Raw genomic sequence first — 11,820 nt, forward strand, 5'->3', positions numbered from 1 at the left:
GCAGGCCAGCTCGGCCATGCGCGAGATCAACGACTCCAGCCGCAAGATCTCCGACATCGTCAGCCTGATCGACGAGATCGCCTTCCAGACCAACCTGCTGGCGCTCAACGCCGCCGTCGAGGCAGCGCGTGCCGGCGAGCAGGGCCGCGGCTTCGCGGTAGTGGCGACGGAAGTGCGCAACCTTGCCCAGCGCAGCGCGGGCGCGGCGAAGGAGATCAAGGGCCTCATCAACGACAGCGCGGAGAAGGTGCGCGTGGGTTCGTCGCTGGTGGACCAGTCCGGCAAGGCGCTGGCCGACATCGTCGACAGCGTGAAGAAGGTCACCGACATCGTGGCCGAGATCGCCGCCGCGTCGCAGGAACAGTCGGCCGGCATCGACCAGGTGAACCACGCCGTGCTGCAGATGGACGAAATGACCCAGCAGAACGCCGCGCTGGTGGAGGAGGCCGCTGCGGCCGCCCGTGCCATGCAGGAGCAGGCCGGCGAACTGGCACGCCAGGTCGGCTTCTTCCAGCTGGGCGAAGGCAACGCCGAAGTGGCGACCGAGAAGGCGCGTTCGCAGTCGGTGATGGCCGAGGCCGAAGCGGTGTTCGCCGCCGTGCGCAGCTCCAACGCGCCGGCGCCGCGCGCGCCGCGAGGCGAAGCCGCTGACGCGGGTTCCTGGAAGGAATTCTGAGCATGAGCATGGCTGCCACGGTCGACAACAACGCGGGCGTGGCCGCCATGGGCGGACCGTCGCTGGGCAATGCGGAGTTCGAGTTCCTGCGCGCCTTCGTGTACGAGCAGTGCGGCATCTCGCTGGGCGAGCACAAGCGCCAGCTGGTGCAGGGCCGCCTGCTGCGCCGCCTGCGTGCGCTGAAATTGCGCGATTTCCAGGCCTATTGCGAGCTGCTGCGGCGCGAACCGCTGGTCTGGTTCGGGTCGCCCGACCACGACCCGCAGGCGGAGGAGCCGCTGCCGGTGGCCCTGTACGAGCCCGGCTGCGTTGCCCGCGGCGTGACGCTGGAGGCGCTGGCCGCGGCGCAGCGCCCCTATCGCATCGCCTATTCCAGCCCCAGCCTGGTCGGCCTGCTGGCCGTGGTCCGCGCCGGGCTGGCCGTGGCCGTGGTGGTGGGCTGCAGCCTGCCGGAGGGCATGCGGGTGCTGGGCGAGCGCGACGGGCTGCCGCCCCTGCCCTCGCTGGAGATCGGCCTGGCTTGGGGCGCCCGGCCGCGCACGCCCGCCGCCGCCCGGCTGGCCGAGCAGATCCACGACTCGGTCGGCCGGCCGGAAGCGCTGGCGGCTTAGGTCGCTCTCACTGCACCGCCCAGGCCTTGCCGTCGGCCGACTGGCAGCCATAGGGCGGCAGGGCGCCGGCGAAATGCGCCTTCAGCTGGGTGCAGCCCCAGTCCCGCAGCGGCGCCGGCATGCGGCTGTTCAGCTCGATCCCGACCTCGTCATAGGGGCTGCTGGTGTTGGTGACGTAGCGGTACCAGGTGAAGCCGAACACCACGACGACGGCGACGACGACGCCGATCAGCACGCTGATGAGCTTGCCCATTTCTCAATTCCTGTTGCGGTGCGAAACGATTCGGGACTCCGCTGAATGGGAAGGCATTCCCGTGGCAGTTCGATGGCACGATTGCCCCCGCCGAGAGTTAGTGGTGCAATCCGCGGGCTCGCTCCGCTGATCGAGGGGGATCGGATGCGTCGTTTCACCGGGCTGATCGTGATCGTCGTCGTGGTCGTGGTGGCCGCGATCTGGGGCGGCAGCGCCTATAACCGCTTCCTGGCCGGCGACGAGACGGTCAAGGCCGCCTGGTCCGAGGTGCTGAACCAGTACCAGCGCCGCGCCGACCTTGTGCCGAACCTGGTCAACTCCGTCAAAGGCTACGCCGCCCAGGAAAAGGATGTGCTGACCCAGGTCACCGAGGCGCGGGCCAAGGTCGGCACCGTTCAGGTGACGCCGGAAACGCTGAACGACCCGGCGGCGCTGCAGAAGTTCCAGGCGGCGCAGGGCGAGCTGTCCTCCGCCCTGTCGCGGCTGCTGGTGGTGACCGAGAACTATCCGCAGCTGAAATCCGACACGCTGTTCCGGGATCTGATGACCCAGCTGGAGGGCACCGAGAACCGGATCACCACGGCCCGCAACCGGTCGATCCAGGCGGTGCAGGACTACAATGTCAGCGTCCGCCGCTTCCCGGGCAACCTGGTCGCCGGCCTCTTCGGCTTCAGCGCCAAGCCCAATTTCAGCGTCGAGAACGAAGCCGCGATCTCGACCGCGCCCAAGGTCGATTTCGGCACATCCCCGGCGCCGGCGCCGAAGCCCTAGCATGACGGCGATGCTGCGCCGGCTGGCCCTGATGGCCGGATTGCTGCTTCCGGCCCTGCCGGCCGCCGCCGCGCAGCTTGTCGCCGTGCCGCCGCTGAACGGCCTCGTCCTCGACCTGACGGGCACCCTGACCCCGGACCAGAGCCGCGTGCTCGAGACCAGGCTGGACTGGATCGAGCTCAGCCTCGGCGCGCAGATCGCCGTCGTGATCATCCCGACCACCGGGCCGGAGAGCATCGACGCTTATGGGCTGCGGGCCTTCAACACCTGGGGACTCGGCCGGCGCGACATCAATGACGGCGTGCTGCTGCTGGTCGCCAGGGACGACCGCACGGTGCGGATCGAGATCGGACTCGGCCTGGAGCAGGCAATCCCGGACGACGCAGCCGCCGCGATCATCCGGGACACGATCGTGCCGGCCTTCCGGAAGGGCGACTTCGCCGGCGGCCTGGCCCGGGCCGTGTCGGTGCTGGTTCCCCGGATCCAGGGGGCCGACCTGCCGAGGCCTCGAAACGGCACGGATGCCGGACGCATCGCCGCCCCAGCACTGCGAGACGCGGCATGACCGCTGCCATCCGCACCCGGGCAGGCAGCTTCCTCGCCGCGCTGACGATCCTGCTGCAACTGGCCTTCGCCGCGACGGCCCTGGCCCAGCAGCCGGTCGCGGTGCCGCAGCTGAGCGCCCGCGTCACCGACCTGACCGGCACCCTGTCCACCGCCGACCGGCAGGCGCTGGAGAGCAAGCTGGCCGCGGTCGAGCAGCAGAAGGGCGCGCAGATCGCCATCCTGCTGGTGCCGACCACCGGCGCCGACACTGTCGAGCAGTACGCGCGGCGCGTCTTCGACCAGTGGAAGCTGGGCCGCAAGGGCGTCGATGACGGCGTGCTGCTGCTGGTGGCCAAGAACGACCGCACGGTGCGGATCGAGCCCGGCTACGGGCTGGAGGGGGCGATCCCGGACATCACCGCCGGCCGCATCGTCCGCGAGCAGATCACCCCGGCCTTCCGCGAGGGCGATTTCGCCGGCGGGCTGGGTGCCGCCGTCGACAGCCTGATCCGGCTGATCGACGGCGAGGCGCTGCCGCCGCCCCCGCCGGAGAGCCGGCGCGAGGCGCCGCAGGACCTGTTCGCCTATGTCATCCCGGCGATCCTGTTCGGCGCCGCCATCCGCGCCGTTCTGCGCGGCGCCGGGCTGCCGATGCCGCTGCCGGCCGCCGGGGGCGCGCTGGTCGCGGGCGGCATCGGCTGGGGCCTGACCGGCATGGTCTTCTTCGGTGCCTTCTGCGCCATCGGCGCGGTGATTCTCGGCGGCATCGGCGGCGTTCTCGGCGGGCCGGGCGGCGGCACCTTCAGCAATCGCCGCGGATCCGGCGGTTTCGGCGGCGGCTTCGGTGGAGGCGGCTTCGGCGGCGGGTCGGGCGGCGGCTCCGGCGGGGGCGGCTTCAGCGGCGGCGGCGGATCGAGCGGAGGCGGCGGTGCGTCCGGAAGCTGGTAGCATGCTCAGGCGGTTCCGCCCCGTCGCCGAATGGCACGGCCACCGGCTGCTGCGCCGGCATTTCGGCCCGGCGGTGATGGCCCGGCTGCACGACGCCATCCGCGGCGCCGAGCGCCGCCACCTGGGCGAGATCGTAATCGCGGTCGAGGCCTCGGCCCCCCATCACATCCGCGACAGCCGCACCCGGGCGCTGGAGGTGTTCGGCCGGCTGCGGGTATGGGACACGGCGCAGGCGACCGGCGTGCTGCTGTACCTGCTGCTGGCCGACCACCGGATCGAGATCGTCGCTGACCGCGGCGTCACCGCCCGGGTCGACGACGCCGCCTGGCCGCGGATCTGCGCCGCGCTGCAGGACCGGTTCCGGGCCGGCCGCTACGAGGAGGGCGTGCTGGAGGCGCTGGCCGCGATCGACGGCGAGCTGCTGCGGGCCTGGCCGGCCGCTCCCGGTGACGCTAACCCCGACGAGCTGCCGGACGCCCCTGTCATCCTGTGAACCATGACAGGTTTCTGCGACGGTGCTTGTGAAAGCCGCACTGCCTATGATACGCCCGGCGCTATTGACTCCGGGAGCAGTGACGCGTGACGGCGATCCAGTCGGACCGGCCGACGGTCCTTATCCTCAACGGCCCCAACCTCAACATGCTGGGCGTGCGCCAGCCCGAGATCTATGGCCGGGACACGCTGGCCGATATCGAGCAGGCCTGCGCCGACGAGGCCGAGCAGCTGGAGCTCGAGATCGATTTCCGGCAGTCGAACCATGAGGGGGAGCTGGTCACCTGGATCCAGGAGGCCCGCACCGCCCATGACGGCATCGTCGTCAATGCCGGCGCCTACAGCCACACCTCGGTCGCCATCCTCGACGCGCTGAACGCCGCGGAACTTCCGGTGATCGAAGTCCATCTCTCCAATATCTTCCGCCGCGACGCGTTCCGGCACCATTCCTATGTCTCGCTGGCGGCGACGGGTGTGGTGTGCGGGCTCGGCGTGCATGGCTATCTTCTGGCCCTGCAGGCGATGGCGCGGCTCCTCGAAACCGACCGGTGAAGACCAGATGACCACCTTCAACCTCGATCCCGAATTCGTCCGCGGCCTGGCCAAGCTCCTCGACGAGACCGGCCTGACCGAGATCGAGTATTCGGAAGGCGACCGCCGCATCCGGCTGAACCGCCAGCCGGCGCCGGTCACCGCCTATGCCCCCGCCCCCGTGGCCGCCCCGGCCGCCGCCGCCGCGGCCCCGGCCGCCGCCCCGGCAACGCCGGCCGGCCCGCCGAAGAACGCCGTGACCTCGCCGATGGTCGGCACCGTCTACCTGTCGCCCGAGCCCGGCGCCGGCGCCTTCGTCAAGGTCGGCGACAAGGTGGCCGAGGGCGCGACGCTGCTGATCGTCGAGGCCATGAAGGTGATGAACCCGATCCGCAGCCCGCGCTCCGGCACGGTCAGCGCCATCCTGGTCGAGGACGCGCAGCCGGTCGAGTTCGGCGAACCGCTTGTCGTGATCGACTGATGTTCGAGAAGGTCCTCATCGCCAATCGCGGCGAGATTGCGCTGCGCATCCACCGCGCCTGCCGCGAGATGGGCATCCGCACCGTGGTCGTGCACTCCACGGCCGACAGCGACGCCATGGCCGTGCGCTTGGCCGACGAGGCGGTGTGCATCGGCCCGCCGTCGGCGCGCGACAGCTACCTCAACATCCCGGCCCTGCTCTCGGCCGCCACCATCACCGGCTGCGACGCCATCCATCCGGGCATCGGCTTCCTGGCCGAGAATGCCCGCTTCGCCGAGATGGTGGAGGAGCACGGCTTCGCCTTCATCGGCCCGACCGCGCAGCACATCCGGGTGATGGGCGACAAGATCGCGGCCAAGGACGCGGTCAAGGCCGCCGGCCTGCCGGTCGTCCCCGGCTCCGACGGCGCCGTCGACACGGTCGAGGAGGCCCAGGCGCTGGCCCGCGACATGGGCTATCCGGTGCTGGTCAAGGCCACGGCGGGCGGCGGCGGCAAGGGCATGAAGGTCGCGATGGCCGATGCCGAGTTCCCCGAGGCCTATACGATGGCCCGGAACGAGGCCCGCGCCGCCTTCGGCAACGACAGCGTCTATATCGAGAAATATCTCGACCATCCGCGCCACATCGAGATCCAGCTGCTGGCCGACACCCACGGCAACGTGGTGCATTTCGGCGAGCGCGACTGCTCGATCCAGCGCCGCCACCAGAAGGTGATCGAGGAGGCCCCATCGCCCGCCCTCAACGCCGAGGAGCGCGCCTTCATCGGCGGGCTGGCGGCGGAGACGGCGCGCAAGCTGGGCTATCGCGGCGTCGGCACGATGGAGTTCCTGTACCAGGACGGGAAGTTCTACTTCATCGAGATGAACACCCGGCTGCAGGTCGAACACCCGATCACCGAGGAGATCTCGGGCATCGACCTGGTGCGCGAGCAGATCCGCGTCGCCACCGGCGCGCCGCTCGGCTACACCCAGGCCGACATCGAGTTCCAGGGCCACGCCATCGAGTGCCGGATCAACGCCGAGGACCCGGAGACTTTTACCCCCTCCCCGGGCCGGATCGACGGCTACCACGCCCCCGGGGGCCTGGGCGTGCGGGTCGACAGCGCGATCTATGACGGCTACCGCATCCCGCCGCATTACGACAGCCTGATCGCCAAGCTGATCGTGCGCGGCAGCACCCGCAACGAATGCCTGATGCGGCTGCGGCGGGCGCTGGAGGAATATGTCATCGACGGGGTGAAGACGACCCTGCCGCTGCATGCCCGGCTGATCGCGGAACCCGACTTCATCAATGGCGACTACGACATCCGCTGGCTCGAAAGGCTGATGGCGAAATAGGGCCCTAGCCAGAATTCAGCCTAAATCTGAGACTAAGACTATGCGGTGTCCCGGGCGCCGCGCCCGGGATGGCGATCGAGGGGATGCGATCGCTGTCGCAGGCTGGTCTGCGGGTCCGGTGCCGCCCCGATATGCGAGGAGATGCTTGATGAGCGTGTTTCGTGCTTCGACGGCGGCGGCCCTGGTCGCGCTGATCACCGCCCCGGCGTTTGCGGCCGAGGTCCCGTCCGACCCGGTCGAGCGCTGCAAGGGGCTGCTGACCATCGCCCCGGCCGACTCACCGATGCACAATGCCCAGGTCGGGTCGGTCGAGTCCTATGGCGACTCCGGCTGCAAGTTCACCGATGTGAAGATGACCGAGCCGGCCGACAAGGTCGCGGCGGGCGAGACCCCGACGACGGTCTCGATCGAAGAGCTGACCATCGACAAGCTCGACTTCGCCAAGGCCTATGACAGCAAGCCGTCGAACACGATGACGGCGCAGGCCAAGGGCATCTCGATCGACAACCCGCAGGTCAAGGCCGTCCTCGGCGAAGATCCGTTCAACGTCGCCATCGACTACCGGCTGGACGAGGGCAGCAAGCAGTTCAGCCTGAACCAGTTCGAGCTCAGCGGCGACTCGCTGGGCCAGCTGTCGCTGGACGGCGCGCTGGACGGCATCAACTCGGCCGACCCGACGGCCGCGGCCGACCCGAGCCAGCTGCTGGGCACCGCCTCGCTGCGCAAGATCAAGCTGCATTTCGAGAACAAGGGCATCATCGACAAGGTGATCGCCTTCGCGACCGCCCAGGGTGAGGACCCGAAGACCGCGATCGAGCAGGGCAAGAGCCAGGCCGTCCTCGGCATGGCGGCGCTGTCGGCGATCGGCGTGCCGGAGGCCGCGGTGAAGAGCCTGATGGCCTTCGCCCAGGACTTCCCGGCGCCGAAGGGCCCGCTGACCATCTCGATGGACCCGTCCGCCCCGGTGCCGCTGGCCCAGTTCGCCACGATCAAGCCGGGCGACGCCAAGTCGATGGATCTGGTGAAGAGCCTGAACGTCGCCGTCACCTACAACTGATCGGCTGCGATCGGACCTGATGTGACGCGATGGCCGGGGCGATCCCCGGCCATCGTCGTTTCGGGAGACCGGCATGAAGATTGTGGCGATCCTCGCGCTGATGGCGGCCGCATGAACCTGACCGTGACCTGTTGAGCCCGCCCGACCCGACCGAGACGGAGATGACCATGACCCGCATCCGGATCGCCGCCGCAGCCCTCGTCGCAGTGGCCGGCATCGCCCTGCCCGCCTGGGCCGCTCCGGTGCCGGCGGATCCGGTGCAGCGCTGCCGCGACCTGCTCCCGATGCTCGGCAAGGCGACCGAGGAGGCGCCCACGGTCGGCCAGGTGACGCCGGTCGGCGATACCGGCTGCCGCTACACCGACCTGCAGCTGTCGCTGAGCCGGTATCAGGGCTGGAAGGTGGGGGCGCTGACCCTCGACCGGATCGATTTCGAGCGCTTCTACACCGACCGGGCGCCACTGACGCTGTCGCTCCGCGCCGAAGGCATCCGCTTCTTCGCGCCAGCCCTGCCCGCGGCCAACGCCTATCAGATGAAGCTGGTGCAGAAGCCGCTCGAGATCACCTTCGACTATGATTACGACAGGGCTGCCGATGTCCTGACCATCCGCGACGCCACCTTCCGCGGCGAGACGATCGGCCATCTGACCGTCACCGCCGCGATCCAGGGCATCAAGCTCGACACGCTGGCCGCCGACTCAATGCCGGACACGGAGTTCGTGGCCGGGCTGTCGCTGCGGTCGCTGACCGTGGAGTTCGACAACCAGGGCATGTTCGAGAGCATCGCCCTGCTGCCGCTGCTGATGGCCCTGCCGGACGGCGAGACCGACCCGGAGGGGGCGGTCGCCGCGGCCAAGGCGCAGGGCATGGCCGCCCTGGTCGTGCTGACCGGGGCCGGCGTGCCCGAGGCGTCGGTGTCGGCGATCGGCCGCTTCATCCAGTCCATGCCGCAGCCGCGCGGGCCGTTCCGGCTCTCGGTCGCGCCGCAGCCGCCGCTCGCCGCCGCCGAGGTGGCGGCGATGGAATCGGGCGGAGCGGCCAAGCTGATGGAGCTGGTGAAGCGGCTGAACCTCACCGCCAGCTACTGAGCCGGGCGCTCACGGCCGGACCAGCCCGAACACGCCGCGCACCGCGTCCAGCACCTGCGCCGCCTGCTGCCGCGCCGCCTCCGTGCCCCGGCGCAGGACGGCCCGGACCTCGCCGGGGTCCCGCGCCAGGGCGGCGCGGCGCTCGCGGATCGGGCCCAGCAGCGCCTCCAGCACCTCCTCCAGCCGGCGTTTCACCGCCATGTCCGGCAGCCCGCCGGCGCGGTAGCGGCGCTTGAGGTCGGCCACCGCCGCCGGGTCGGGGTCGAAGGCGTCGAGATAGGCGAAGACGACATTGCCCTCGACCTTCCCCGGATCCTCGACCCGGAGATGGTTGGGATCCGTGTACATGCGGCGGATCTTGGCGCGCACCGTGTCGGAATCGTCGCGCAGGTCGATGGCGTTGCCGGCCGATTTGCTGGCCTTGCCCTGGCCGTCCAGCCCCGGCAGGCGCGGCGTGGTCGACAGCAGGATGCGCGACTCCGGCAGCACCGCGGCGCCGGCCAACCGGTTGATCGCGCGCACGATCTCCACCGTCTGCTCCAGCATCGGCGCCTGGTCGGCGCCGACCGGCACCAGCGTCGCCGCCACCGCGGTGATGTCGGCCGCCTGGCTGACCGGGTAGCACAGGAACCCCGCCGGCAGGTCGCGGGCGAAGCCGCGCTGACGGATCTCCTCCCGCACCGTCGGGTTGCGCTCCAGCCGCGCCACGGTGACGAGGTTCAGATACAGCATCGCCAGCTCGGCCATCTCCGGCACCGCCGATTGCAGCACGATGGCGCTGCGGGCGGGGTCGAGGCCGATGGCGAGGTAGTCGAGCGCCACCTCCATGACGTTGCGGCTGACCCGGCCGGGATCGGCGGCATTGTCGGTCAGCGCCTGCAGGTCGGCGATCAGCACGAATTGCCGGCACAGCCGCTGCAGCCGCAGCCGGTTGGCCAGCGAGCCGGCATAGTGCCCGAGATGCAGCGGCCCGGTCGGCCGGTCGCCGGTCAGCACGACATCGGAAGCGGCGACCTCGGGCGCCGGGGTCTCGAGGGCAAGGGCAGACATGGAGCGAATCCTTTCAAGCAGGGTGAAGGGCCGCTCGGATGGATCGCCGTCTCGGGACATGAAAAAGGCCGCTTCCATCGGAGCGGCCTTGGGTGCAGGACGAAGCACGCGCAGCCGCCGTCAGGCGCTGCGCCACCAATTCCGGAACAGGGTCGCGGTCTTCGTCATGGCGGGCATCCTACAGCAGCCGGGCTGTCGGGAAAAGACAGGGCCGAAAGGACGGCGACGGGTGGACGCGGCCCCTCCCCTCCGCTATCGACGGGACATGACCGCCGCGCCGCACCATATCCCTGGGGCAACCTTCCGGTCCCGGCCATGACCCGCGTCACGCCCCAGCTGCTGCTCCGCGCCTATGCCGCCGGCCTGTTCCCGATGGCGGAATCGGCGGACAGCCCCGAACTGCACTGGTTCGACCCGCCGCGCCGCGGGATCCTGCCGCTGCACGGCATGCATGTGCCGCGCCGCCTGGCCCGCACGATCAGGGCCGGCCGCTTCAAGGTGACCGCCAACCAGGCCTTCCACGCCGTGATCGCCGGCTGTGCCGCGCCCGCGCCGGACCGGCCGAACACCTGGATCAACGACGAGATCGTCGCCCTCTACACCACGCTGCATCGTGCCGGCTTCGCCCACAGCATCGAGAGCTGGGACGGCGACGTGCTGGTTGGCGGCCTCTATGGCGTGGCCCTGGGCGGCGCCTATTTCGGGGAGAGCATGTTCAGCCGCGCCACCGATGCCAGCAAGGTGGCGCTGGTCCATCTGGTGGCCCGGCTGCGCGCCGCCGGCTTCGCCCTGCTGGACACCCAGTTCGTGACCGACCATCTGGCCCGCTTCGGCACCATCGAGATCGAGCGCGCCGAGTATCGCCGCCGCCTGGACGCCGCCCTGGCGCTGCGGCCGGACTGGGCCGCCGCCGATCCCGGGCCGGAGCTGGAACGGTTGCTGCACAACCGGGCCGAGGAGCCATGACCGCCCTGCCCCTGCGCCGCCGGCCGGTGCCGCCCGGCCCGATCGATGAGGCGCTGCTGCGCTTCGTCGCGGCGCATCCGGTGCCGACCACGCCCTTTGATCCGCGCTGGGGCCTGTCCACCCTGGTGCTGGGGTCGGGCAGCATCATCGACGTGGTCGATGCCGAGGGCCGGCGGGTCGCCGTCGCCGCCGTGGTCGACGCCACCACCAACGGCCGCAACGCCGCGATCCTGGTGCCGCTGTGCCTGCTGCCCGGCTGCAACGGCGACGCGCTGGCCGCGCTGCTGCTGGACGAGGCCGAGGCGGCCACCGCCGCCGGGCCGCGGCGCAGCCTGGAAGTCGGCACCGAGGATGTGTTCGAGGGTCGCGCGGCCGATCTCGAGGCCCGCGGCTATCGCGAGGCCTACCGGATGCATGTGATGCACCGGCCGCTCGACACGCCCCTGCCGCCGGTGCCGCCGCTGCCGGAAGGGCTGCGCTGGTCGCCGCCGACCGAGGCGACGATGCGCAGCCAGCACGAGGCCGTCTGCCGCGCGATGACGCCGGTCCCCGGCGCCAGCATTCCGGATTTCGAGAGCTTCGCGGCCCGCGCCCGGGCGATGCCGGAGAACCATGGGCTGATCCTGCGCGGCGACGCCGTGGCCGGCTTCCTGCGCGTGCATCCGCCGCCGGCCCCTGGCGGCGAGGGCGATGTCGCGCTGATCGGCCGCCACCCGGAGCATCGCGGCGGCGGGCTGGGCGACATCCTGGTGGCCGAGAGCCTGCGCCGGCTGCACGCGGCCGGGGCCGGCACCGCGGTGCTGGAGGTGGCGGCGGTGAACGACGCCGCCCTGGCCCTCTACCGCCGCCACGGCTTCGCCGTTACCGAGACCATCCCGGTCTATGCCAAGGACGTGCCGGCCGGGTAGCCGCGCCTTACTCATAGCCAGCACCGTCATTGCGAGCGCAGCGAAGCAATCCAGGGGCCGGTGCGCACCGGCCCCTGGATTGCTTCGTCGGCTTCGCCTCCTCGC

The 11,820-nt window shown here is 70.7% G+C and carries 15 protein-coding genes; 13 read left to right on the plus strand and 2 right to left on the minus strand.

Annotation, left to right across the window (positions count from 1 at the left end):
* Nucleotides 1–676 (plus strand): methyl-accepting chemotaxis protein (locus tag ABDW35_RS21340; RefSeq protein ID WP_343715891.1); only part of this gene is annotated, 676 nt, incomplete at its 5' end.
* 2 nt (nucleotides 677–678) lie between these two features.
* Nucleotides 679–1,287 carry a LysR substrate-binding domain-containing protein gene (locus tag ABDW35_RS21345; protein ID WP_343715892.1) on the plus strand — a complete coding sequence of 203 codons (609 nt, stop codon included), beginning with the start codon at nucleotides 679–681 and terminating at the stop codon, nucleotides 1,285–1,287.
* Nucleotides 1,288–1,294: 7 nt separating this feature from the next.
* On the opposite strand, the gene ABDW35_RS21350 is transcribed toward ABDW35_RS21345, so the two are convergent.
* Nucleotides 1,295–1,540, minus strand: a complete 246-nt coding sequence (locus ABDW35_RS21350; protein ID WP_343715893.1) for a hypothetical protein — start codon at nucleotides 1,538–1,540, stop codon at nucleotides 1,295–1,297.
* Between the two features lie 144 nt (nucleotides 1,541–1,684).
* Between ABDW35_RS21350 and ABDW35_RS21355 the strand changes: the two genes are divergently transcribed.
* The 9 genes from ABDW35_RS21355 (at nucleotide 1,685) to ABDW35_RS21395 (ending at nucleotide 8,791) form a co-directional block, all read left to right on the plus strand.
* Complete coding sequence (locus ABDW35_RS21355) at nucleotides 1,685–2,311, plus strand: LemA family protein (RefSeq protein ID WP_343715894.1); 627 nt, start codon at nucleotides 1,685–1,687, stop codon at nucleotides 2,309–2,311.
* 1 nt (nucleotide 2,312) lies between these two features.
* Nucleotides 2,313–2,876, plus strand: a complete 564-nt coding sequence (locus ABDW35_RS21360) for a TPM domain-containing protein (RefSeq protein ID WP_343715895.1) — start codon at nucleotides 2,313–2,315, stop codon at nucleotides 2,874–2,876.
* Nucleotides 2,873–3,805 carry a YgcG family protein gene (locus ABDW35_RS21365; RefSeq protein WP_343715896.1) on the plus strand — a complete coding sequence of 311 codons (933 nt, stop codon included), beginning with the start codon at nucleotides 2,873–2,875 and terminating at the stop codon, nucleotides 3,803–3,805. The genes ABDW35_RS21360 and ABDW35_RS21365 overlap by 4 nt, the downstream gene beginning before the upstream one ends.
* Before the next feature lies 1 nt (nucleotide 3,806).
* Nucleotides 3,807–4,298, plus strand: coding sequence for a TPM domain-containing protein (locus tag ABDW35_RS21370; protein ID WP_343715897.1), 492 nt, complete (start codon nucleotides 3,807–3,809; stop codon nucleotides 4,296–4,298).
* Between the two features lie 86 nt (nucleotides 4,299–4,384).
* On the plus strand, nucleotides 4,385–4,849 hold the full coding sequence (gene aroQ, locus ABDW35_RS21375; RefSeq protein WP_274519200.1) for a type II 3-dehydroquinate dehydratase: 465 nt from the start codon (nucleotides 4,385–4,387) through the stop codon (nucleotides 4,847–4,849).
* 7 nt (nucleotides 4,850–4,856) lie between these two features.
* The gene (gene accB, locus ABDW35_RS21380; RefSeq protein ID WP_343715898.1) at nucleotides 4,857–5,309 is read left to right on the plus strand and encodes an acetyl-CoA carboxylase biotin carboxyl carrier protein; all 453 of its coding nucleotides are present in this window, start codon (nucleotides 4,857–4,859) and stop codon (nucleotides 5,307–5,309) included.
* Nucleotides 5,309–6,646: an acetyl-CoA carboxylase biotin carboxylase subunit gene (accC, locus tag ABDW35_RS21385; protein ID WP_343715899.1), complete on the plus strand. Its 1,338-nt coding sequence runs from the start codon at nucleotides 5,309–5,311 to the stop codon at nucleotides 6,644–6,646. Before accB ends, accC begins: the two co-directional genes overlap by 1 nt.
* A gap of 148 nt (nucleotides 6,647–6,794) precedes the next feature.
* Nucleotides 6,795–7,703: a hypothetical protein gene (locus ABDW35_RS21390; RefSeq protein WP_343715900.1), complete on the plus strand. Its 909-nt coding sequence runs from the start codon at nucleotides 6,795–6,797 to the stop codon at nucleotides 7,701–7,703.
* 167 nt (nucleotides 7,704–7,870) lie between these two features.
* Nucleotides 7,871–8,791: a hypothetical protein gene (locus tag ABDW35_RS21395; RefSeq protein WP_343715901.1), complete on the plus strand. Its 921-nt coding sequence runs from the start codon at nucleotides 7,871–7,873 to the stop codon at nucleotides 8,789–8,791.
* A gap of 9 nt (nucleotides 8,792–8,800) precedes the next feature.
* Here ABDW35_RS21395 and trpS read toward each other — a convergent pair whose 3' ends face one another.
* Entirely contained in the window at nucleotides 8,801–9,841 is a 1,041-nt protein-coding gene (gene trpS, locus ABDW35_RS21400; protein WP_343715902.1) for a tryptophan--tRNA ligase, read from the minus strand.
* A 315-nt stretch (nucleotides 9,842–10,156) separates the two neighbouring features.
* On the opposite strand from trpS, the gene aat reads away from it, so the two are divergent.
* Both aat and ABDW35_RS21410 read left to right on the plus strand, forming a co-directional pair.
* Nucleotides 10,157–10,807: a leucyl/phenylalanyl-tRNA--protein transferase gene (gene aat, locus ABDW35_RS21405; RefSeq protein WP_343715903.1), complete on the plus strand. Its 651-nt coding sequence runs from the start codon at nucleotides 10,157–10,159 to the stop codon at nucleotides 10,805–10,807.
* Nucleotides 10,804–11,715 (plus strand): N-acetyltransferase, encoded by a 912-nt coding sequence (locus ABDW35_RS21410; RefSeq protein ID WP_343715904.1) that lies wholly within the window; start codon nucleotides 10,804–10,806, stop codon nucleotides 11,713–11,715. The genes aat and ABDW35_RS21410 overlap by 4 nt, the downstream gene beginning before the upstream one ends.
* Nucleotides 11,716–11,820 lie beyond the last annotated feature (105 nt).

Source organism: Inquilinus sp., assembly GCF_039594555.1.
Taxonomy (GTDB): Bacteria; Pseudomonadota; Alphaproteobacteria; order DSM-16000; family Inquilinaceae; genus Inquilinus.

Excerpts from the sequence above, each read along its gene's own strand:
- ABDW35_RS21345 (WP_343715892.1), top strand. The coding sequence starts at position 679 with ATGAGCATGGCTGCCACGGTCGACAACAACGCGGGCGTGGCCGCCATG.
- ABDW35_RS21350 (WP_343715893.1), bottom strand. The coding sequence starts at position 1,540 with ATGGGCAAGCTCATCAGCGTGCTGATCGGCGTCGTCGTCGCCGTCGTC.
- ABDW35_RS21355 (WP_343715894.1), top strand. The coding sequence starts at position 1,685 with ATGCGTCGTTTCACCGGGCTGATCGTGATCGTCGTCGTGGTCGTGGTG.
- ABDW35_RS21360 (WP_343715895.1), top strand. The coding sequence starts at position 2,313 with ATGACGGCGATGCTGCGCCGGCTGGCCCTGATGGCCGGATTGCTGCTT.
- ABDW35_RS21365 (WP_343715896.1), top strand. The coding sequence starts at position 2,873 with ATGACCGCTGCCATCCGCACCCGGGCAGGCAGCTTCCTCGCCGCGCTG.
- ABDW35_RS21370 (WP_343715897.1), top strand. The coding sequence starts at position 3,807 with ATGCTCAGGCGGTTCCGCCCCGTCGCCGAATGGCACGGCCACCGGCTG.
- accB (WP_343715898.1), top strand. The coding sequence starts at position 4,857 with ATGACCACCTTCAACCTCGATCCCGAATTCGTCCGCGGCCTGGCCAAG.
- accC (WP_343715899.1), top strand. The coding sequence starts at position 5,309 with ATGTTCGAGAAGGTCCTCATCGCCAATCGCGGCGAGATTGCGCTGCGC.
- ABDW35_RS21390 (WP_343715900.1), top strand. The coding sequence starts at position 6,795 with ATGAGCGTGTTTCGTGCTTCGACGGCGGCGGCCCTGGTCGCGCTGATC.
- ABDW35_RS21395 (WP_343715901.1), top strand. The coding sequence starts at position 7,871 with ATGACCCGCATCCGGATCGCCGCCGCAGCCCTCGTCGCAGTGGCCGGC.
- trpS (WP_343715902.1), bottom strand. The coding sequence starts at position 9,841 with ATGTCTGCCCTTGCCCTCGAGACCCCGGCGCCCGAGGTCGCCGCTTCC.
- aat (WP_343715903.1), top strand. The coding sequence starts at position 10,157 with ATGACCCGCGTCACGCCCCAGCTGCTGCTCCGCGCCTATGCCGCCGGC.
- ABDW35_RS21410 (WP_343715904.1), top strand. The coding sequence starts at position 10,804 with ATGACCGCCCTGCCCCTGCGCCGCCGGCCGGTGCCGCCCGGCCCGATC.